22 protein-coding genes are annotated in these 22,718 nt (G+C 37.7%); 2 read left to right on the top strand and 20 right to left on the bottom strand.

What is annotated here, in order from left to right:
* Positions 1-3 precede the first annotated feature (3 nt).
* The 13 genes from mutS to ACQKIM_RS05455 all read right to left on the bottom strand — a co-directional run bounded on the left by mutS (position 4) and on the right by ACQKIM_RS05455 (position 13,657).
* Positions 4-2,571, bottom strand: a complete 2,568-nt coding sequence (gene mutS, locus ACQKIM_RS05395; RefSeq protein ID WP_427540211.1) for a DNA mismatch repair protein MutS — start codon at positions 2,569-2,571, stop codon at positions 4-6.
* A 128-nt stretch (positions 2,572-2,699) separates the two neighbouring features.
* Positions 2,700-3,356, bottom strand: a complete 657-nt coding sequence (cotE, locus tag ACQKIM_RS05400; RefSeq protein WP_427540214.1) for an outer spore coat protein CotE — start codon at positions 3,354-3,356, stop codon at positions 2,700-2,702.
* Positions 3,357-3,531: 175 nt separating this feature from the next.
* On the bottom strand, positions 3,532-3,969 hold the full coding sequence (locus ACQKIM_RS05405) for a RicAFT regulatory complex protein RicA family protein (RefSeq protein WP_427540217.1): 438 nt from the start codon (positions 3,967-3,969) through the stop codon (positions 3,532-3,534).
* On the bottom strand, positions 3,970-5,514 hold the full coding sequence (miaB, locus tag ACQKIM_RS05410; RefSeq protein ID WP_427540220.1) for a tRNA (N6-isopentenyl adenosine(37)-C2)-methylthiotransferase MiaB: 1,545 nt from the start codon (positions 5,512-5,514) through the stop codon (positions 3,970-3,972).
* A gap of 256 nt (positions 5,515-5,770) precedes the next feature.
* Complete coding sequence (locus ACQKIM_RS05415) at positions 5,771-6,778, bottom strand: histidinol phosphate phosphatase domain-containing protein (RefSeq protein ID WP_427540223.1); 1,008 nt, start codon at positions 6,776-6,778, stop codon at positions 5,771-5,773.
* Positions 6,778-7,560, bottom strand: a complete 783-nt coding sequence (locus tag ACQKIM_RS05420) for a DeoR/GlpR family DNA-binding transcription regulator (RefSeq protein WP_427540226.1) — start codon at positions 7,558-7,560, stop codon at positions 6,778-6,780. Before ACQKIM_RS05420 ends, ACQKIM_RS05415 begins: the two co-directional genes overlap by 1 nt.
* A complete protein-coding gene (locus ACQKIM_RS05425; RefSeq protein ID WP_427540229.1) occupies positions 7,557-8,558 on the bottom strand; it encodes an ABC transporter ATP-binding protein in 1,002 nt (333 codons plus the stop codon). Before ACQKIM_RS05425 ends, ACQKIM_RS05420 begins: the two co-directional genes overlap by 4 nt.
* Complete coding sequence (locus tag ACQKIM_RS05430; protein WP_427540232.1) at positions 8,555-9,340, bottom strand: ABC transporter permease; 786 nt, start codon at positions 9,338-9,340, stop codon at positions 8,555-8,557. Before ACQKIM_RS05430 ends, ACQKIM_RS05425 begins: the two co-directional genes overlap by 4 nt.
* 2 nt (positions 9,341-9,342) lie before the next feature.
* Entirely contained in the window at positions 9,343-10,185 is an 843-nt protein-coding gene (locus ACQKIM_RS05435) for an ABC transporter permease (protein WP_427540235.1), read from the bottom strand.
* A 97-nt stretch (positions 10,186-10,282) separates the two neighbouring features.
* On the bottom strand, positions 10,283-11,119 hold the full coding sequence (locus ACQKIM_RS05440) for an alkaline phosphatase family protein (RefSeq protein WP_427540238.1): 837 nt from the start codon (positions 11,117-11,119) through the stop codon (positions 10,283-10,285).
* On the bottom strand, positions 11,109-12,197 hold the full coding sequence (locus ACQKIM_RS05445; RefSeq protein ID WP_427540241.1) for an ABC transporter substrate-binding protein: 1,089 nt from the start codon (positions 12,195-12,197) through the stop codon (positions 11,109-11,111). Before ACQKIM_RS05445 ends, ACQKIM_RS05440 begins: the two co-directional genes overlap by 11 nt.
* 254 nt (positions 12,198-12,451) lie before the next feature.
* Positions 12,452-12,829 (bottom strand): 2-oxoglutarate ferredoxin oxidoreductase subunit beta, encoded by a 378-nt coding sequence (locus ACQKIM_RS05450; RefSeq protein ID WP_427540244.1) that lies wholly within the window; start codon positions 12,827-12,829, stop codon positions 12,452-12,454.
* Between the two features lie 483 nt (positions 12,830-13,312).
* A complete protein-coding gene (locus ACQKIM_RS05455; RefSeq protein WP_427540246.1) occupies positions 13,313-13,657 on the bottom strand; it encodes a DUF2294 domain-containing protein in 345 nt (114 codons plus the stop codon).
* Positions 13,658-13,999: 342 nt separating this feature from the next.
* Here ACQKIM_RS05455 and ACQKIM_RS05460 point away from each other — a divergent pair, with 342 nt between their 5' ends.
* On the top strand, positions 14,000-14,614 hold the full coding sequence (locus ACQKIM_RS05460; protein WP_427540249.1) for a trimeric intracellular cation channel family protein: 615 nt from the start codon (positions 14,000-14,002) through the stop codon (positions 14,612-14,614).
* Positions 14,615-15,049: 435 nt separating this feature from the next.
* Here ACQKIM_RS05460 and ACQKIM_RS05465 read toward each other — a convergent pair whose 3' ends face one another.
* From ACQKIM_RS05465 to ACQKIM_RS05485, 5 genes are read right to left on the bottom strand one after another with little or no spacing between them, the layout of a single operon-like run.
* On the bottom strand, positions 15,050-16,435 hold the full coding sequence (locus ACQKIM_RS05465; RefSeq protein WP_427540252.1) for a sensor histidine kinase: 1,386 nt from the start codon (positions 16,433-16,435) through the stop codon (positions 15,050-15,052).
* The gene (locus ACQKIM_RS05470) at positions 16,423-17,085 is read right to left on the bottom strand and encodes a response regulator transcription factor (protein WP_427540255.1); all 663 of its coding nucleotides are present in this window, start codon (positions 17,083-17,085) and stop codon (positions 16,423-16,425) included. Before ACQKIM_RS05470 ends, ACQKIM_RS05465 begins: the two co-directional genes overlap by 13 nt.
* A 26-nt stretch (positions 17,086-17,111) precedes the next feature.
* Positions 17,112-17,867, bottom strand: a complete 756-nt coding sequence (locus tag ACQKIM_RS05475) for a lantibiotic immunity ABC transporter MutG family permease subunit (RefSeq protein ID WP_427540539.1) — start codon at positions 17,865-17,867, stop codon at positions 17,112-17,114.
* A gap of 2 nt (positions 17,868-17,869) precedes the next feature.
* On the bottom strand, positions 17,870-18,598 hold the full coding sequence (locus ACQKIM_RS05480; RefSeq protein ID WP_427540258.1) for a lantibiotic immunity ABC transporter MutE/EpiE family permease subunit: 729 nt from the start codon (positions 18,596-18,598) through the stop codon (positions 17,870-17,872).
* A 1-nt stretch (position 18,599) separates the two neighbouring features.
* Positions 18,600-19,307 carry a lantibiotic protection ABC transporter ATP-binding protein gene (locus tag ACQKIM_RS05485; protein ID WP_427540261.1) on the bottom strand — a complete coding sequence of 236 codons (708 nt, stop codon included), beginning with the start codon at positions 19,305-19,307 and terminating at the stop codon, positions 18,600-18,602.
* A 170-nt stretch (positions 19,308-19,477) separates the two neighbouring features.
* Between ACQKIM_RS05485 and ACQKIM_RS05490 the strand changes: the two genes are divergently transcribed.
* Positions 19,478-19,795, top strand: coding sequence for a hypothetical protein (locus tag ACQKIM_RS05490; protein WP_427540264.1), 318 nt, complete (start codon positions 19,478-19,480; stop codon positions 19,793-19,795).
* Positions 19,796-19,866: 71 nt separating this feature from the next.
* On the opposite strand, the gene ACQKIM_RS05495 is transcribed toward ACQKIM_RS05490, so the two are convergent.
* A complete protein-coding gene (locus ACQKIM_RS05495) occupies positions 19,867-20,733 on the bottom strand; it encodes a 2-oxoacid:ferredoxin oxidoreductase subunit beta (RefSeq protein ID WP_427540267.1) in 867 nt (288 codons plus the stop codon).
* On the bottom strand, positions 20,733-22,472 hold the full coding sequence (locus ACQKIM_RS05500; RefSeq protein WP_427540270.1) for a 2-oxoacid:acceptor oxidoreductase subunit alpha: 1,740 nt from the start codon (positions 22,470-22,472) through the stop codon (positions 20,733-20,735). The genes ACQKIM_RS05495 and ACQKIM_RS05500 overlap by 1 nt, the downstream gene beginning before the upstream one ends.
* Between the last annotated feature and the right edge of the window lie 246 nt (positions 22,473-22,718).

Genomic DNA, 22,718 nt, shown 5'->3' on the forward strand with positions numbered 1-22,718 from the left:
CCTTTATTTTTTAGCATTAACTAACTGCTGCTGTAGCTCATATAATATATTCATAGCTTGCATGGGCGAAGTGCCTAGTATATTTACTTTTTCTAAATTTTTCAGCACCTCTACCTCGACAGATGAAATCGGCTCTTCCTCTGAAAATAGCGTCATTTGAACGGGCTGTTCATTACTCTCTTGAGGTGTAGCTACTTCTTTCCCAGCCTCAAAGTTTTCAAGCAGCACACTTGCCCGCGATAAAATCTCCTCTGGCAATTGAGCAAGCTGTGCTACATGAATACCGTATGATTTATCAGCTGCACCCTTTTTGACCTTGTGTAAAAAAACAACTGTTCCACTTTTTTCAGTGGCTGAAACATGAACATTTTGTAAACGTGGCAGTTCCTTCTCAAGTGCTGTTAATTCATGATAATGAGTAGAGAACAGCGTATTTGCTCCAATTTTATCATGGATATATTCCATCATGGATTGCGCAAGGCTCATGCCATCATAAGTGGAAGTACCTCGCCCAATTTCATCAAACAGCATTAAACTATTTTTCGTAGCGTGCACAATGGCGTGCTGAGATTCTAGCATTTCCACCATAAACGTTGATTGTCCTGCTGCTAAATCATCCGCTGCCCCAATACGTGTAAAAATCTGATCTGTAATAGGCAGTCTCGCTCTTTCAGCAGGCACATAGCAGCCCATCTGCGCCATAACGACAATCAGTGCAACTTGACGCATATAAGTACTTTTACCAGACATATTCGGACCTGTTATGAGCATCATATTATTATTTTCCTCAAGCACACAATCATTAGGCACATACATTTGCTTATTGAGCATTTTCTCCACTACAGGATGACGCCCTTCTATAATTTCTAAGGAGCGACCACCATGGAATTCAGGCTTCGTAAAGCGATACTTCTCAGAAACACATGCAAAACTTACTAACACATCTATCTCACTAATGCTTGCTGCTAGTGCTTGTACTCGTGGAATAAATGCCTTTAATTCATCACGGATTTCCACGAACAAGTTATACTCTAATGCTAAGCTTTCTTCCTCTGCATTTAAAATTAATGCTTCTTTTTCCTTTAACTCCTGTGTAATATAGCGTTCTGCATTCGCTAAAGTTTGCTTGCGTTCATAGCGTGTTAAATCAGCTAGGTGGATATTTGATTTCGTTATTTCAATGTAATAACCAAAAATTCGATTATAGCCGATTTTTAAGTTTTTAATACCTGTTTTCGCCCGCTCCTCTTGCTCTAACTGTGCAATCCAATCCTTGCCATTGCGTGAAGCATAGCGCAGCTCATCCAAGCGTTCATCATAGCCGTCACGAATGACGTCACCCTCTTTAATTGTGATCGGTGGGTTATCTGTAATCGCATGAGCTAATAATGTCTCTACATCTGCGCATGTATCCAGTGCAGTGCCAAGTTGTTGTAAGGTTTCTTGATTGGCGCTTAGCAATTGTTGCTGAATGACAGGCACCTGACGTAACGAATCACGAAGCTGTGCTAAATCACGACCCCCTACATTTCCAAAAGCAACACGGCCCGCTAAACGCTCTAAATCATATACTTGCTTTAAGGAGGCCTGTAGCTCTGTTCGAACAAAATATTCTTCTAATAAATCTGACACAATGCCAAGCCTAGCCTCTATGGCTGAACGTGTTGCAAGTGGCTGATGTAGCCATTGCTTTAGCTTCCGCCCACCCATGGCTGTCACAGTATCATCTAATAGCCATAAGAGTGTACCTTTTTGATCGCCACCGCGTATTGATTGAATAAGTTCTAAATTACGCTTTGAACTAGAATCAATGCGTAAGTAATTTTTCATTTCATTATAGGTAAATGCTTGAATATGTGATAATGAACGCATTTGTGTTTGATCGATATAAGCCAGCAAACGTAGACATGCAACTTGTAAATTACCTGGTACAGCTTCTAAATAGTTTGTAGCTTTATCCAAAGCCATTTCATCGTTTACAACGGATAATACGATTCCAGCATTTACTGCATGCTCCGCTAATAAAAGCTGTAAACTTTCTGTTACAATCAGCTCACGCACTCCATATGCCTGCATTTGTAGTAAAAGTGACCGGCCATCTCCCTCGATGGAGGATACAACCGCTTCACCAGTGGAAAGATCTAAATAGGCATAACCAAACGTTATTTCATCAAGTTGCTCCGCTGCACCAATAAAATGATTGGATTTTCCTTCTAGGGATTTACCCTCCATTATCGTACCTGGTGTAATAAGCTGCACAACTTCTCGCTTCACTACACCTTTTGCTTGTTTTGGATCTTCTGTTTGCTCACAAATGGCAACCTTATACCCTTTTTGCACCAGTGTTTCAATATAATTTTTCGCCGAATGATGCGGTACACCACACATTGGGATACGTTCTTTTGCACCTGCATCTCGGCTTGTTAATGTGATTTCTAACAGTTGTGAGGCATTAATAGCATCCTCAAAAAACATCTCATAAAAATCACCTAATCTAAAAAATAAAAAGGCATCTTTGTAATCTTCTTTTACCTGCAAATATTGTTGCATCATTGGTGTATATGTAGTCATAGTTAAATTTCCCTCGCTCTTGCCATATAGATATTTTTATTATAACAAAAGATACATGCGAAACGCTTCATTCATCTTTTTTAAGATGTTAGCGTTTCGCATGTATCAATAACTTATCGCTAAGAATATTATCTTGGTCTTTCATCAGGAAACGATGAGGACTCTAAAACATACCTTCCTTCTCCACTAGAGCTAGACGACGATGAGCTAGAACTCGAGCTAGAGGAAGATGAGGATGAACTCTCATCATTAAAGTTCCATTCTTCTTCAAAATCTAGTGGATGTACACTAATACAAATTGTCGTTTCTCCCATAACCTCTACAACTACTTCACGTTCAACAACGATTTCAAATTTCGTGCCGCATGGAGAAATGATAGCCTCTATGCAGTTTGGTTCTTGAATAACACGTACACGAACATCATCACCAGCACTCACATCACCATCTCTAAAATGAAGCTTCACTTTATCTTTATAGTGAACCGTTTCAGAAAACACTGCTGTTTTCGAATGATTACTATAGGCATACCATACATTAACATCAAATTTCCCTGATACTTCTACAAATTTACCGACTTTTTTTGCGGAGCAAGTATGGTTAATAACCCAGCATCCAAGAATACTTGTCGGTTTATTCGTTGGACTTAATGTTACTCGTTCTTCCGTTTTCTTCTTCCCTTTGGCAACTACTGCTCTCGTCACGATATGTCGTAAACGTTTCAGCGCAATTCCTCCTTCGACTCTTTTCACTCCATCATATGCAGGTGGCGCCCATTGGGTGAACATATATTTTTATAGAATTAAATTGCAGATCATATTCTTTTTTCATAGAATTTTATCTAAATGACTTGAAGATTGATGATTTACGGAATTGCAATAGAAAGAAAGCATAAAAAATAGCCCGAATAAAATCATTCGAGCTATGCTATGAACTGCCAGTATTATCTCTAGATTGTACTATTTATGAGCAGCTACCTGGTTTTGTATTGGCTACGTATGAGCCTGTTTCTCCACGTAGTACATCACCACCAGTTGAACGTACAACCTCATTTGTCACATTGTTTGCAATAGTGTTCGAAACCAATTGTAGTAATTCGTTAACATCGCCTTGAGATTCTTTGAATTGCTGAACAACTGGAATTGCATTAATTTCTTCTTCAATTTTTGCAATTTTATCTTCAATTAATTTTAGCGCTTTTTCTTTTCCTAAGTGCTGGAAGTTAACAGCTTGCTTTTGTAAGCTCTTTAAACTTGCAATGCGCTCACGTACTAGCTGGTTTTCATTAATTTGTGCTTCTGCCTTTTTGAAGAATTCAACTTCTGGTGTATTGGCAATCATATGTGCAATTTCATGAGATTTCTTAATTAAATCATCTTTTGTATATAAAATTTGTGTCATTTATATTTCCACCTTTTCATTTTTTACTATTTCAACAAATTCACCACTTAATGAATACGAAGAAGCCTCAATTATTTTTACCTTCACTAATTGACCAATTAAATGTTCGGGTGCTTTAAAGTTAACGAGACGATTTTTACGCGTATATCCTGCTAAAACATCTTCGCGTCTTTTACTTGTCCCTTCAACTAATACTTCTACTATTTCACCCTTTAAGCCCTCTAATGATTTGCGAGAATATTCTCCTACAACTTCGTTTAATCGTTGGAGACGTTGTTTTTTCACTTCCTCAGGTACATTATCTACCATTTTAGCAGCTGGTGTACCCTCCCGGGGAGAATAAATATACGTAAAGGCTGATTCAAAGCCAACTTCACGATATAAGGAAAGTGTTTCCTCAAACTGCTCCTCTGTTTCATTTGGATAACCAACAATAATATCTGTTGTCAGCGTCACTTCAGGAATAGCTGCTTTAATCTTTGCTACTAATTCAAGGAAATGCTCACGTGTATATTTACGCGCCATAATTTTTAATACGTCATTGGAACCAGATTGAACAGGTAAGTGAATATGCTCCACTAAATTACCACGCTTAGCAAGTATCTCAATTAAATGATCATCGAAATCACGAGGATGACTCGTTGTAAAGCGAATACGTGGAATATCGATTTTTCGCATTTCTTCCATTAAGTCCCCTAATCGATATTCAATATCATCAAAATCCTTGCCATAAGCGTTGACATTTTGTCCAAGCAACATAATCTCCTTATAGCCTGCTGCCGCTAGTTCACGAACCTCGGCTATGATTTCCTCTGGACGGCGACTACGTTCCTTTCCACGTGTATAAGGTACGATACAATATGTGCAGAACTTGTCACAGCCGTACATAATATTTACCCAGGCCTTGATGGAGCCAAGACGTTTCTTTGGCAGATTTTCAATAACATCGCCTTCTTTTGACCAAACTTCGATAACCATTTCCTTAGACATATAGGCTTCTTTCAAAATGTTTGGTAAACGGTGGATATTATGAGTACCAAATACCATATCAACATGTGGATAGCTTCTTAAAATTTTATTGACAACGGATTCTTCCTGTGACATACAGCCACAAACACCAATTAGCATTTCAGGATTTTTACGTTTATATTTCAGCAGGAAACCAAGCTCTCCAAATACTTTGTTTTCTGCATTTTCACGGATTGCACACGTATTCAACAACACGACATCGGCTTCCTCTATCTTATCCGTTGGCGTATAACCAAGCTGCATAAAAATCCCAGCCATTACTTCTGTATCATGCTCATTCATTTGGCAGCCATACGTACGTATATAGAAGGTACGCTCAACACCCATACCAGCAAATTCTTGAGCAATTTTAAAGTCCTTATGATATTTTATCTCTTCTTTCCCGCGTTTTTTTGCATCCTTTAACGAAGGGGCGGTAAAGACCGTTTCAAAATATTTACTATAATCCTTTTCAGGCTTGTCTTTATGTTTTGGTTGATTGACATGTTGATTAGCTAAGCGTTGTTCCTCATTCATTGCAATCAGGTAACTCCTTTCAAACGAAATCCATACATTTGAATTCCCATTTTACTATTATACTGAATAATTGCTACATCCTACAAGGTTTGCGTACTAAATGTCGTGGTTTAGACTTAATTACACTTCGCTCGATAAATCTATCTGTCAGATTAAGGGGGCTATCCTTCTGTTCGCTGTTTCTATCCGTTACTTCGATGATTCTATCCTATTTAAAACAAAAAATCACCGAAGATATCATCAACGGCGACCTCTATTATAATTCTATATATTGTTTGTGACGTTGGTTAAACCCAACAATTGATTGAACACCACAACTTTTTAGTAAATCTGTATTGGCAAATGTATGCTTACCTAAATCATCTGGGAAGTGTGCATCTGAGGAAACCGTAAAAGCTACACCATGCTTAAGTAATACTTCTAAGAAACGAGGGCCTGGACACATTTCCTTCACTGGATAGCGATAATATAAGCCAGCATTTATTTCTGTCGCAGTTTGTGTTTCCACAAGTACCTTTGCAATTCGTTCATACCAAGAATCAAGAAAAGCCGTATCTTTCACTTGATAGTCAAACACTTTAAAATTGTCCAAATGAGCTACAAAATCGAACATATTGGAGTGGATCATTTTCTCAACCGTCACAAAGAATCGCTCATAGTTTTGTTGTAATGCAGCCTCATCCATATTCTCAAATATATATTGTGTTTGTGGGTTATCGAAGCCCCAGCCATCCACAAAATGAACTGAGCCAATTACATAATCCCATGGATATCTATTCAATAATGATGCTAACTCTTCTTCACCGCCAACAAAGTAATCTGCCTCGATACCAAGCTTTAAAGCAATTCCATGCTGATACCACTTTTCCTTTGCATGAATAATTGCTGACACAAAATCATCCATACTTTCGGTCATCACATTATCTAGCCAATAACGCTGTACCTTTCCAATTGTCTCGATGCTGTCTAGCTGCATATAATGTTCGAAATAGGTGCGCGTCTCTTTAAAGCGATATAAATGATCAACAATGCCAACCTCTCGCAAGCCCAGCTTCTTAGCCTGCTGTAGATATAAATCCAGCCATTGCTCACTATAGCAGCCGCTTTGCAGTCGATTTGTCAGCTGCTGCATTGTCTTTTCTATAGATGTCTTGGACCCTTTTCCAGCATCCTCATCTTTAAAATATGCCATTGCTTGAGAAGTGCGTTCTAGCCAACCGAAAGAGTATGGACCCTCCTCTAAATGTACATGATAATCAATCATTAGCTTTTCCCTCCAGTGCATACCGTCCACTTTTCCTCGTAGGCCTGCCACTCTAGTGGACAAGCTATATCACAAAGAATTTCTGTACACTCCTCAATATAACAAATTTGATAAAAGGATTTACCATTTAATTTGGATGCATCCGCTAATAAATAATTCATTTTGCTATGATCAAGCATTTTTTTAGAAATCAATGATTCATCCAAATCATAATCGTAAATAACACCTTCACTTAAACCACCACAGGATAAGAACGCTTTATCAAAATTCATATTTCCTAACAGTTCTAGCGTCATTGCACCTGCAACTGAGGACTGTCTTGGATTTGTGGTACCTCCTAGCAGAATAACTTTCCCTGTCATTCTTCGTTCTTCGATTGCTAAATTAAACTGTACGGCTGCAGCGATGGAATTAGTAACGACCGTAATATCATTAACCGCCATGATGAAATCAGCTATATGCACTGTCGTTGTTCCTGTATCAACAGCAATGGTATCCCCATCACAGATACGCCTTGCTGCCAAGCGTGCTATATTGCGCTTTGCTTCCTTTTGCATTTGTAGCTTGCGTAAAAATGCCGGCTCATTTCTAACATTTGTATATTTAATAGCGCCACCGTGCACTCGCGTTAATAAATGTTGTTGCTCTAGCTCATCAAAATCTCTACGTACTGTTTCTGGCGCCACCTGTAGCTCTTCTGCAATATTTGCAACAATAATTTTTCCATCCGTCTCTAATTGTTTTAAAATAAATTCGAATCGTTCAATTTTTGCATACGTCATGATAATGCAATCACATCTTCCCTTGCCACATAGCACATATATTTTTCATTTATTTCTATTAGTTGCTCTCTCTGATGAAGCTGCTCCATCGTAAAAAGGCATTCACCCTCAAACATTGTACGAATCACATTGCCGCTCATAAATGACTGCTTTGCCACACCAGCCATACATACATCCCCCTTTCTCATATCAAGGTGGATGGCCTCTGGACGAATGGCAAACTTAGAGTAATCTTTGGGTAATGACTCGCCTATCATTTTCTCTAAAGTTTGGCGTGTAAAAACATTGTAATGACCAATAAAGCTGGCAATAAACTCACTTTCTGGTCTTGTATAGATAGCAGTCGGTGTTCCACTTTGTGCAATCATCCCATTATTCATCACAAAAATTCTATCAGAAACAGCCATGGCCTCCTCTTGATCGTGCGTGACTAAAATCATGGTAATGCCTAATTTTTGCTGAATATCTCTCAAATCTGCCTGTAGTTTCTTACGAATTTGAGCGTCTAATGCACTTAATGGCTCATCCAGCAGTAATACCTTTGGTCGAACAATTAACGCACGCGCTAGAGCTACACGCTGCTGTTGACCACCTGATAATTCCTTTGGGTAAGCCTGTGCCTTCTCTGATAAATGCACAATCTCTAGCATTTCTTGTACACGTTGTTCGATTTCAGCAGAATTTACTTTTTGCATACGTAAACCAAAGGCGACATTTTCCTTAACTGTCATATTAGGAAACAGCGCATAGGATTGAAACACCATCCCAACTTGACGATCCTTTGGTTGAACATCGTGCATATCCTTTCCTTCAATAAGGATTTTCCCTGCAGATGCATCGGTTAAGCCAGCTACTATTCGTAAAATGGTACTTTTTCCACAGCCACTAGGACCTAAAAGCGTGATAAACTCACCCTTTTGGATATTCATCTCAATATTTGTCAAAACAGTGGATTGTCCATATTTTTTATGAAGTCCTTCAATTACAATATAACTCATCCATTTGTAGCACCTTTCGATTGTTTCGTTAATCTTGCAATAACAAACGTTAATAACCCCATTAGAACGATATAAATGAAAACAACTGCACTGGCAATATGTCCACTTGTACTAAGCTTTTTCATTAAATAAATTTGCACGGTTTCAAAGCGAGATCCTACCACTAAATTAATCAATACAAATTCTCCAAATAGGACGGAAAACGATAATAACGCACCTGCAAATAAGCCAGGATAAACAGTTGGTAACAATATTTTGGTAAATGCTTGTAATTTAGAGGCACCCAATAACTGGGCCGCATCTAATAGCTGGCGTGCATCTACATTTCGCAAGCTATTGCGTGTTCCCTGATAAATGTAGGGAAGTATGCCAATCACATAGGCACCTAACACTACTAAAATCATAGATATGCCTAATTTACTATAAACACGGATTAATCCAACGGCTAAAATAATGCCTGGAAATGAATAGACCATGACAACTGCCACTTGAATCCACTTCTCATATTTTGGAAAATATAACACAATCACAAAGATAGCTGGAACGATGACAAGCAATGCAATTAAAACTGCCCCACAGGACAATAAAACAGAGCGCCCAAATGCCTGTATAAATTCAGCATCCTGAAATAATGTAGCCAGCCATTTAAAGGTAAGCCCCTCTGGCAAAATAGTCTTATTCCATTTCGTCGCAAAGGCATAAAGCATTGTCGCTACGACCGGCAACACTAAATACAGTGCAAGCAGGAGGAAAAATAAATCAGCAAAGCCTCTTTTTTTCATTATTATAGCTTCCTCCTTGTTTTTGAAATACTCCATTCACTTAACAGCATCGCCGTCACCATAGTTACCGCAAGTAATACGGCAATAGCACTTGCTAGCTCTGGTTGTGCAAAAATATCTCCTTTAATCAGCGAACCAATTCGTATGGCCACTAAATTGTAATTACTGCTTGTCAGTGCATAGGCTGATGCATATGCCCCCATTGCATTGGCAAAAAGTACACTAAATGTTCCAACAATCCCAGGAAGCATAACTGGAATGCCAATCTTTCGCCAAAACTGCCAGGTAGACGCCCCAAGCAATGCTGCTGCTTCCTTCCATTGTTGTTGAATTCCATCATAGATTGGGTATAGCAGCATTAATGCTAACGGTAGCTGAAAATAAATATAAATTAGTAGCAGACCACCCCAGCTATAAAGTGAAAAGGAGGAGAATGCATCGATACCCCATTTGTCGAATAGCAATGTAAACAGCCCACTATTTCCAAGCAGAACGATAAAGGCAAATGCCAGTGGAATACCTGAGAAATTGGATGTTAGGTTTATCAGTATTAAAATCTTCTCCCGCATTGACGCAGAAAACCTCATCATTGCATAGACGGCAAACAATGTAACGATTAATGCAATAACCGCTGAAATAACAGACAAGGTAATACTATTTTTAAAGCCTTGTAAAATGTAACCATTCGTCAGTACGGATTGATATTGTGCAAGTGTAAAGCCATCACTATTTTGAAAGCTTGTGATAAGCATATACAGCAACGGAACTAAGAAAAATAGCAATACAAGTACTAGAAAGGGAGATAGCCAGGCAATCGCTTGCCGCTTCGATATCAATACAATCAACTTCTTTCTATAAAATAATCGCGGCTGTTTCCTATAGCAATATTCGCGCCTCTAAGCCCTTTTTATCACTGTACAAGGCGCGAATATTTTATAAATACTAAACTCTTTTTAAGGAGTGTACGCCCTCAATTAATAGTGAAATCATTTCATCAGATGGCTCAATCCCTAATAAATAACAGCAAAGTGGCGCTATTTGAAGCTGTGGGACAATCTCATCCTTTATGCCCGCTTTCACTTGTCTGGATATTACAAACATTGGTACATGACGATCCTCAGCCGTCGTGCCTCCATGATTCCCATCACTCGTCATCCCATGATCTGCAGTGACAATTACCTCATAGCCCTGTGCCAAACATTTTGGAATGAATAGAGATAATAATGCATCGACTGCTAACACACGATTTCGATATTGTGCAGAGTCTGCTGTGAATTTATGACCGTCATCATCTACATTCATTGGATGAATATAGAGAAAATCGGGCTGCTTTTGATCCATCAGCCAAGCTGCATCGGCAAATAAATGACTGTCAGGATAATGATCCTCAAAGTAGAACAAACCGTTTTCAATAGGTAGTTGTGTATCTATTTGTAGCCTGTCCTCCATATGCATAAATGGTGCTCGATTATAAAGCTCACTGACCCAATAGTAGGCTGCAGCAGCTGTTGTCAAACCATTTTCTTTCGCCAAATGAAATAGGCTATTTTGTGTGGATAAACGAACTGTCATATTGCTTGTGATACCATGCACAATAGGCGGTGTTCCTGTTAAAATCGTCTCATATAGAGGTCTTGATAATGATGGAACCTCTGAGCAAACCTTATAACGTGCAGCAATTTTTCGTTCCACTAAATGATGCATAAATCCCATATGGGTACAGGCTGTATCAAAACGAAGTGCGTCTACGACAATTAATACAACTTTGTTATTTTGCATGAATTAATACCTGCTCCTGATAGAGTTGTGGAATCTGTTTTGTTGTTTCTTCCCATTTCTTTTGATCTTTAACTGGCTGTGCGTTTTTGTACATATCTGAAGGTAGTAGCAGTTGCTTCACCTCGTCTGATAATTGAACCTTGTCACGAATCGGACGAGCATATCCTTTTGCTAAATTTTCTTGCCCTGCATCAGATAAAATATATTCACGCGCTAGCATTGCAGCATGAGGATTTTTAGCGTATTTGTTAATAATTGTTGCATAGCCTGATGTGACAGAACCTTCAGAAGGAATAACTACATCAAAGCGTTGCTCATCGATTTGATGTCGATAACCTAGCGCATTAAAATCCCATAGAATGGCTACATCAATTTCACCTTTTTCTAAATTCGCTACAGAAGGATCACCCTGTAAACGCCCCTGCTTTGCCAGGTCTGCAAAAAAGTCTATCCCTGGTTGAATATTCGATTCGTCGCCACCAAATGCCATCGCAGCTGCTAAAATAGCAAACTGGGCTTGGTTCGCAGTTAATGCATCGCCAATGCTGACATTATAATCGCCGTTTTTAAGATCCTCCCATGAAGTAGGAGCATTTTTGACATTGTTTTTATCTGTTAAAAACGAAATAGTTCCTGTGTAACCCACAATCCAGTGTCCTTCATCATCCTTTGCCCAATCAGGTATTTCATCCCAATAAGATGTTTTATATGGTAATGTTAAGCTCTTGTCCTGAGCAATTGGACCAAAGGCAATACCTACATCGCCAATATCGGCAGTCGCATCATCCTTTTCTGCCTCAAACTTTGCCAGCTCCTCAGCACTCGACATATCGGTATCCTTATGCTTCAGGCTATACTCCGTACCAAGCTCTTCCCAAGTTTCCACCCAGTTTGCCCATGTATCTGGCATACCGACTGAATTAACGGTTCCTTCTTCCTTTGCTTTTTTCGTAATTTCTTCAAGCGTTAAATCACTATTTACCTCCTTAGAACCAGATGAACTATCAGAACAAGCTGCCAACATTGAAATTGCTAATGCACCGATTAGACCTTTCTTCCATAACTTTTGAATTGCCATGAGTTGGAACCTCCATTTGTTTTTGTTTATTTTTATTTGCTTACAAACGTTATGTTATAAAACAAACATTAAGCAAGTATGGAGGGCTTTAAAATATTCGGTAAAAATTATTGAGGAATTATAAAATATATGAATTTTTGTTTTGCGAATAGGAGATTTGTAAAGTTTAAAATGGATTGAAGTAGACTATTGGGGGAATCCAGTGGTGTATGCGCACGTTTTGAAAGCGTTTGAAGACGTGCACACACTCTAGATTATTCGGAAAAACCAAGAAAATCTGCATATGTATGCGGCTCATTTTCCTTTAGAATTGTTAAAAATGTAAAGGCAAGCTGGACAACTGACCACCATCTCATATTATAGGTCATCTCAAAGTGAGCCGGCTCGAAAGTAAAAACATCCTGAAAAATATCAAGAGGATCAATTTGCTCATCTTTTAAAATTGATAGAAAACCTAGAAATAACGAATGATCTTTCACTTCGATTATTTTTTCATCAACAAGTGTGTCAATGTTCTCCGGATGCTGAAAATTACATTGTGTCGCAACATAACGCTCTAAATCTTGAGCACGCTGCCTTTCTTCACGTTCTTTTTTCTTTGCAATAAAATCAATGACGTTACTCACGTGCATCGCCTCTTCTTTTTTCTTTTATTGTAGCATTTTTCAGATGAAGATTGTCTGTACTGACACCAGCTATTTTTATGGTAGTCTATAGCACATCGGCCTAAAGGAAAGACAATTTTTTAACGTTTTACAGCTTTATAAAAGTCAGCGAGATGAAGGATTTAATTAGCAAATTAAAATATACAAAGTGTAAGGAGACAATTCCTAAACAGAGAAACACTGAAACAATTCCTTTTTAAGGGAATGGTCAGAGGGTTATAAAACTGCACTTTCGTATCATTTAGGTTAAACAAATAAAAAATATGGGAAAAATTTATTTGTATATATTTTTCAACCTTTATCTAGTGAAATTATCTTGCTGAAGAAAACTTATTCATTGGGGGAAAATATTTAATTGTGATACGTTTCTCCCTGACACATCTAAATGAGGTTCTCTCATTATTCTCACCTTTTTACAAAACCTTCATTTCTGTAAAAATCATAAGCTTTCTATATGATTGGCTTATCAAATATAAAGACCGATACAGCCATATCCTCTTCAACCTTTATATCAGAAAATAAATGAAGAAGCTTTGAGTCGACAAGCTCTTCCATTCCTTCAGGGACTTGCACCTTATAGACTTCCTGAATCATTTGAGTTCTAGCATTATGAATTACTTTTTTACCTTCTTCAGATTGAATGATAAATTTTTCGGTTGGTGTTAGAATGCCATACATAGTAGTGACAGCCATATTCTCCACGAAATGAGTATAGATTCTCTCCGGTCCTTTTCCATAGAGCTCTTTACGAACCTTTCGTACAATTTCATTAAATGCAGTTTCCTTTTTCTTCATGTTCTCGCCCTCCTATTTATTCAAAACTATACATCAAAATTGTAGAAAAATTAAATTACTTAATATCTATCTTGTTCTTTTTAAACAGAGTAGTATAATGAAAGAAATGCACATAGTTTAGCACTCTTTTAAATGGAATTCTAATAAAACCTTTTGTTAGAACGCTATTTATGTTTTTAAATGGATTGATTCATTAGTAGGAATTGCTAATTGATTACTCCACTACAAGGTCCTTTTACAGGACTTCTTGTGGTGGAGTTTTTTTGTGTGGAAATTTAACTTGCACATTTTATTTTCTTAGTGGTACTTCCTACTAAAAATAATAAGGAGGTTTTTGAAAGCATGTCTTGGATTGTCCTACATTTTATTGGCATTATTTCTTATGCAGCGACTGGAGCATTTATTGCTCTTGAAGCAAGATTTTCTTTTATCGGCGTATACGCATTAGGCTTTATCACGGCCTTTGGGGGAGGACTGATTCGAAATTTAATTATTGGTGTCCCTGCTACTGAACTTTGGGAGCATTCTGCTATTTTAACTGTGTTAATAACATTGACAATCATTGTATTAATCCCACTAAAGTGGATTGATCATTGGAGACGGTGGGGGTTATTTTTTGATTCCATCGGACTTGCTTCCTTTGCTCTTCAAGGAGCAATGCTAGCCAGCGAGGCATTTTCCAATGATTTAGGCGTGATGATTTTGGCAGCATTGTTTACTGGTGTGGGTGGCGGAATGATTCGAGATGTTATCGCTGGTCGAAAGCCACTTGCATTGAAGGAAGAAATTCACGCCATTCTAACAATTTTGTGTGCAATCTCTATTTGGCTTGGATGGAGCTCTCCCCTTGAGCTCACGCTTATCGTTCTTATTGTAATCACAATCCGTATGTCTGCCATTCGCTACAATTGGAGACTTCCCCTGCCTTGTCATTATAATGAGGACAGTAAAATTTAGATGCCTTTAAACTTAGTATTGCTTTTTAAGAAGGCTGTTGGCACGCTAGATGGAGCAAGGGTTTTGGACACATATAGCAGATGTCAACTTTTCCCCTGTAGTTGACATCTTTTGTTTGGAGAAATGCCCATGAATAAAGATACATGGTATACAGGCTGGAAGAAAAGCGCCTTGCTTATGACGTTTCACAAAATAGATTAGCGATAGAGGTGGGTATGCCAGATAGTATGTGAGTGACATATAGATGTAAACTTAGTACATTTAATGGAAAGGCTGTTTAATTATAAATAACTTTTATGGCCTCTCACCATTGAGGAATGTTAATTATTTTCTTTATATCTGATAAAACGCCAATCAGCGCATATCACCTATATATCTGTAACGCTACGCTGTCCGAAATAAAGCTAAAAAAAAATGAATTAGCACTACGCTAATTCACTCTTTTTTAAGACAAATTGGAATCGTAATTGTTACCTTACCTCCACCAGACGTTGAGTCATTTTCGAGTGTCAACGTTCCACCATGTTTAGTAATGATAGATTGGGCAATATAAAGTCCCATTCCATGATGATTTGCTGACTTTCTACTTGGATCTCCTCGATAAAACTGCTTTGTGGCTTCCTTTAAATCTTTTGCTGAAAAACCAACACCACTATCTACTACAGTAAAATGAACGAAATTCATCTCTCCTTGAACAATAAATATGACTTTGCCTCTATTTGGCGTATGCTCTACTGCATTGACAATCAGATTTAACATAGCTCGATAAAAAAGCTCTTCATCTATAAAGATTGAAGCTGGAAGATTGTCTTTTTTAACAATCACTTCAAGATTTTTTTCTAAAGAAAGAGCCTTTATTTGATGTTCTAGCTGTAGAATAAATGCATCCATTTCTACATTTACTTTTTCACTAACAACTTTTTGCTCCATTTTCGATATATCTATTAGCTGTTTTGAAAACTTTTCAATTTCCATCGTATTTTTTAAAATATAGTCATTATATTCTCTTTGCGTCTTATCTTGGGCAGTGTCCTGTAAAAGCTCCGCATTTCCTCGAATAATGGTAAGAGGTGTTTTTAAATCATGAGCAAGAGCTGATATTTGTTCTCTGCGAGCTCGCTCTAATTCCCATTGCTGTTTTAATGAGTTGTTTAGTGCTTCCTTCATCTGCTCCAATGAGATGGATATATCATCTATTTCACGAATTCCTGTTGGATTTATACTAAAATCCAAATTTTGATTTTGTATTTTTTCAATAGCTTCCTGCAAGCCAAACATTTTCTTCTTTAGATTTCTGCCGAAGTGGACAGCAAGGAAAGTTGCTAGCGCTATTATTCCAATTATAAATAATATAATTTCTAATAATTGAGGATTAGGCAAATATTTTCTTAACACCGGTGACCGATACTGTGGTACTAAATAATAGCGTAAAATACAAACCTCATTTTCTCTCTCTATCACCGAATAAAATTGAGAGACACCCTGAGTTTCTCCTTTTTTCATGACATTCCAAGCCTTAAAAGCTTCCTTTTCAGAAAGATTCCCAAAAAGAAACTGCCCCTTTTTCGAAAAAACCGCGTAGTCAACAAGGTCTGGAATCATCTCAGGATTGACCGAGCTACTACTCGCAATCCGATCCTTTGAAAGTGAAATCTGTGTTTCTGCATAATTGGCTGGTAAAACAATATTTGTAGAAAAGGTCAATAAAAATAAACCAAATAATACTACTACTAGCAGAATGGTGCCTAAGCATAACAATAGGAGATAACGAAGGAAAAAGGTGTAAAGGCGAGTTCCTTTTGTGTGCTTCAATGTCTCCATTTATAACCGATCCCCCAAACAGTATCAATCACGTCTACATCAAAGACATGAAGCTTCGAACGAATATTTTTAATATGCTCAGTGATTGCTGTACTGTCACTTTTTCCATCATAGCCAAAAACCGCTTCATAGATCCTTTCTTTCGAAAAGACCTGTCCCCGATTACGAACGAGAAATTCACATATTTCATATTCACTTTTCGTTAGCATTACCTTCTCCTCTTCGACAAACAGCTCTTTTCCAGACAAATTAATATGAACTTTCTCTGCATAGAGGATGTTACGTCTCTCTCTTTTTTCACGTCTCAAATGGGCATTGATCCTAGCACGAAGCTCTCCAATGCCAAAGGGCTTAATGATATAATCATCTGCGCCCAGACCAAGACCATACATTAAGTCCTCCTCTAATGATTTAGCCGTTAAAAAAAGGATTGGGCAATCTACAGCATGACGAATTTCTCTGCATAATGTAAACCCATCCATTACTGGCATCATCACATCCAGTAATAGTAAATCAAAGGTGCCGAGATCCATTTTATTCACTTCTGACGCATCAGTGATAGCTGTTACTAAATGCTCATCTTTTGCTAATGCATTTTTTATCAAGACTAAAATATCTTTTTCATCATCTACCGCTAAAATTTTTGCCATATGTTTCTCATCATTTCCTTTAGTAACTAATTTTCAGATTTTCGGCCCTCCCATTTCCAGAACCATAAGCAAGAAAGCATGAATACCAGTAATGTTCCAAATCCACAAGCAATAATACCTGCCTGTAAGCCTGCTTCCATTATTGATACATTAGCTCCAGATGCCTTTAATGTCCATAATTCTACGAAGTGGCCACCCCAACCATAAGGTATATATGACCAGATACCATCCCCTAGTCCAGTAAGCAGCAACGCTACTAAAAGTGCCTCCACAATCCCTAGTCCAATTGAGGCTCCCTTTCCAAAATGAAGACTAATAAATAAATGCAAAATATATAAACAGGCATAACTAGCAAATAAAATACATCCAACTATTAAATAAAATTGGTATCCAAGTGTATCTTCATGTAAGAGTTCGATAAAACCAATACTAAAAATACCAATGGACAAGACAATCGCTCCAAAGCTAAACAATAATAATAGAAAGAGCTTACTAATAAATGTTACGATTTTTCCCCTACTAGCTGTTAACATCTCCTGAAAATGACCTGCAACTGCCTCTTGCTCCGATGCCATTGCACAAACTAATCCAATAATAATAGGAAATCCGCAAGAGAGTGCCTGAAAATAAGCTGATACTTTCCAATCAAATATCCATGGCGAATAGGAATAGTATGCTAAAAATAGAGTTGAAATAATGATAGGTACTAGCAGATGAATGAGTAAAAAAGGTGTTCTTTTTGTTTTAAGAAGCTCTGCCCTAAGCAATCTTATGAATACCATCACTATTTCGCCTCCCTCTTTTGAAACCAACGAGCGGTAAAAAGGCTAATGAAGACAAACCAAATGAGTACAATTAGAATTCCAGGAACAATCACCGACATGCTTAATAATGGGCTGTCCTCAGGCACTGGTAAACCATTCGGCAAAATTTCTAGTGTTGGACAAATTAATCTTGCTGTAATGGCATAAGGAACACTATACCAAAATTCACCATCAGCAAATGCAACCATTCCAGCTATATTACCGACTAAATTAATTAAAATTGCCATATACGTTCCTAATTTTGCCGAAAGGAATAGACAAAGTGGGATTTGCCATAAAAAAGATAAAAATATTAATAAACTACCTGCCAGACTTTTTGCTATAGGAAAGCTATTGCCGAAAACTATGCCACCAACAGTAATACCTGTAAAGAAAATAATTGTAGTTAATAACAACCAGGCACTACATGCAAGTATTTTGCCAAACCAAATCTTCTTCAGGTCAATAGGCATTGCGAGAATGCTATGATATTTTAATTTCGCATCTTTTTCTACTGCTAACGCACAACATATTGTCAGTGCACCCGGCAAGAGCATTGAATACCACCAATTATAACCACCCTTTTGAAAAAAACTCCCTCCCATTAAAACTGCGCTCAATAACAGAGTCACGATAGGTGCAAGCCAAACTAATTTAGGAATAAAAGTATTTTTCCATTTTAATCTTTCAGCCTTTACTATGGAAATCATACTAATTGCCTGCCTTTCTATTAGCAGACACTACCTGCATAAATAATGATTCTAATTCCTGTCCCCGTGGTGCAGCTCCCTGATAGCCTAATTTACCTCCTGCGATGATGCCAATTTCATCTACTACCTGCTCTACCTCTGAAAGGATGTGGCTAGATAATATGACTGTAATACCTTGCTCTGGAAAAGATCGTATTAGTTTTCTTAGCTCTTGAATACCAATTGGATCAAGTCCATTCGTTGGTTCATCGAGAATTAAAAGCTTTGGATAGTTTAAAAGCGCAATGGCTATTCCTAAACGCTGTTTCATCCCCAAGGAAAATTGCCCAGCTCTTTTTTTTCCTGTATTGGTTAAATCAACAATCCTTAATACTTCATCAATACGTGATGCTGGTAATCCAAGCGCAATCGTTCGAACCTTCAGATTTTCTCTTGCCGTTAAATTTTCATATAGGGGAGGTGTTTCAATCAATACACCAATATCTTGTAAATCATTGCGATTCCATTCATGTCCATTGAAAATTATTTTACCTGTATTTGGACGCAGCATACCAGTCATCATTTTTAACGTTGTTGATTTTCCAGCACCATTAGGACCCAGTAAGCCGTAGACAGTATTGCGTGGTATTGTCAGCGACAAATTCTCTACAATTTTTTGCCCCTTAAAGCTTTTACTCAGATTTTCCGTTTTTAAAATAATATCATCCATTTGAAGTCATCATCCTTTCGATGACTATAGTGTAGAAAATGATTATAAGGATTTTATAAGGATTGAAAATTTTTATTGCTTCCTTCTTCCTTCCAAAATAACGGGAAAATTTGAAACTTTCAACTAGATAATTCGTATGAAAGATAAGGATTAAAAAGGAGGAGATGGTCTTGAGAAGGGGTAATTGGATTGCTAGCTGTTTATCACTCTTATTTATAGGCTTGTTTGCTGCAGGTTTTTATACTTTTAATGATATACAAATAGAAAGCACCTTTAAAATTGATGAACAAAATATTATGGAGAAAAACGGAGAGCGCTATCTTGTAATTGATGAACGGGAGTTAGCTCTATCAAAGGATTTTTACGACAAAATCGAATTAGAAAAATACAACGAATACAAAATTAAGTATGTGTATAATCGTATTAAAAAGAATGATGGTGAAGTTGTAATGCTGAAAAGATATGGTGAACAGCCTTGGGGGCAATAATCGGGCTCTTGTTGATTTTTGACATAAAAAAAGCGTATTTAAGATGCTTCTCAAATACGCTTTTTAATTATCTACATGAATTCTTTAACCAATTCATTAAAATCATTTTCATTCATGTTAATATCAATATCTGTTAATGGTAGCTCTGAATAGCCTGGTACTTTTTCTTGATAAGAGGCTGTTTCAGTATCCTGATAAATAATACCTGTTACTAAGCCCTCATGCTCCATTACTGTACGCATTGCCATACCTCGGTCTGCATTATCATAGTCCTCAATATCAGCAAGCTTTGTTAGGTTCTCTTTAAACCAATCGTAAGTGTTTACTTTGTTGTATGTTACACAAGGTGAAAATACGTTGATGAACGAGAAGCCTTTATGATTAATGCCCGCTTCTATTAATGCTGTTAATTCTTTAATATCTGTTGAGAAGCCTTGTGCTACAAAAGTTGCACCACTTGTTAATGCTATCTCTAATGGTTTTAATGATGGCTCAATCGCTCCACCTGGCGTAGATTTTGTAATAAAGCCTGCCGCTGAACGTGGAGATGTTTGGCCCTTTGTTAAACCATAAATTTGGTTATCCATAACTATATAAGTAATGTCAATATTACGGCGGATGGCATGAATTGTATGACCCATACCGATCGCAAAGCCATCGCCATCACCACCAGAAGCAATAACATGTAAATCACGGTTCGCCATTTTTAAGCCTTGTGCAATCGGTAATGCACGACCATGAATACCATGGAAACCATAAGAATTAATGTAACCTGAAATACGGCCTGAACAGCCAATCCCAGAAATTACAGCTAGCTCATTTGGTTCAATGCCAACGTTCGCCGCAGCGCGTTGTATAGCTGCTTGTACTGAGAAGTCGCCACAGCCTGGGCACCAGTTTGGTTTTACTGTATTTCGAAAATCCTTAAATGTTGCCATTAGTGAGTCAACTCCTTCACACGATTTTCTAATTCACCTGGCAAGAATGGTGTACCATTGTATTTTGTAATAGTCTCGATCTTATCGTGACCACCAACATTCATCTTCATAATATTTGCTAATTGACCAGTGTAGTTATTTTCTACAACGATTACTTTTTTCGCTTTCGCTACAAGAGGTGCTACCTCAGTAGATGGGAATGGATGCACTAAACGAATATGTGCATGGTTCACCTTCATACCTTGTGCATTTAATCGTTCTTGTACTTCCTCAATAGCTCCACGAGTTGAGTTAAAGCCCACTAATAAAATATCGGCTTCTTCGTGTGGTGCATTTACGTATACTGGATTATCAAATTTCAGTGCAGCTAGCTTACGGAAACGTTTATCCATTTGTGTTTGACGATTACCAGTCGCTTCAGACGGTTTACCTGTTTCATCATGCTCGACACCTGTTACATGGTGAATACCGTTTAATGTACCAGGTAGCACACGCGGTGAAACACCGTCTTCTGTATTTTCATAACGTTTGAAGTAGGCTTTATCTGCCGCTTCTTCAATATCATCAGCGACGATTTTACCGCGACGAATTTCTATTTTATTGTAATCAAATGGTTCAACAGATTGTTTACCTAGAGATAATTGTAAGTCTGTCATTAAAATAACGGGTAATTGTAATTCCTCTGCAATGTTAAAGGCTTGGATTGTATCAAAAAATGCTTCCTCCATTGTAGATGGTGCAATTACTACTTTAGGAATTTCACCATGTGTACCATATAACATTGCCATTAAATCTGATTGCTCTTGTTTTGTTGGTAACCCTGTTGATGGACCGCCACGCTGTGTATCAACAACAACTAGTGGCTGCTCTGTCATACCTGAAAGTCCTATTGCCTCCATCATTAATGAAAGACCAGGACCAGCTGAGGCTGTAAAAGAACGAACACCACCAAAGTTTGCACCAATTGCCATTGTCGCTGCAGCAATTTCATCTTCTGTTTGAATAACTGTACCACCAAACTTCGGTAATTTTTTAATCAGATATTCCATAATTTCAGAAGCTGGCGTAATTGGATAGGCTGCCATAAAGCGTGTCCCAGCTGCAAGTGCGCCAAGTGCTATAGCGTCATTACCAATCATAAACATACGGCGTTTCCCATCTGCTGGTGCTAATTCCCATTCACCTACACGTTCACCTAATAGGTCATTCATGATTTGTCGACCGCGTGCAATGGCCTCCATGTTTTTCTGAACAACTTCTTCACCTTTTTTACCAAAAATATCATCAACAACATTTTGGAATACTTCGTTTTCTAAATTTAACAATGACGCAGTTGCTCCAATTGCCACCATATTTTTCATTAATGAAGTACCTAACTCTGCTGCTACTTCCGTAAATGGTACTGCGAATAATGGTGCCTTAGAATCTTCTGGCTTCACTGGCTCAAATTTTGAGTCTGCTAAAATAATACCTTTTTCTGTTAATTCTTTATAATTAACATCAATTGTTTCTTGGTCAAACGCTACTAAAATATCTAAATCATCCGCTATAGATCGTACCTCTGTTGGACGAACTGTAATCTTATTATTCGTATGGCCACCTTTAATTCGAGAAGAGAAGTGACGATAACCGTATAGGAAGTAACCTAAACGATTCATTGCCATTGAGAAAATCTCACCTGTACTTTCAATCCCTTCACCCTGTTGCCCACCGACTTTCCATGAAAGCTGATGTAACATGTCAACAACTCCTTAAATCCAATGTATACTACTATTTTTCCTTCATAAGTTTAACACGAAGAAACGGTCTACACTATTGTTATTCCACGATTTAACCGAAAATCAGACCTTTGACTGAAAATCCTGTTCAATAAATTGTAATTATCAAAATACTTAAATTAAAAGGTAATTTTAGGAAGATAGGCGCTCTTTATCCTACTAATCAGTCATATGCCAGAGATTACTCTTCCGCTGAACTTCTGAGCA

This window comes from Lysinibacillus sp. NPDC047702, from assembly GCF_050272555.1.
In the GTDB taxonomy this organism is placed as follows: Bacteria; Bacillota; Bacilli; order Bacillales_A; family Planococcaceae; genus Lysinibacillus.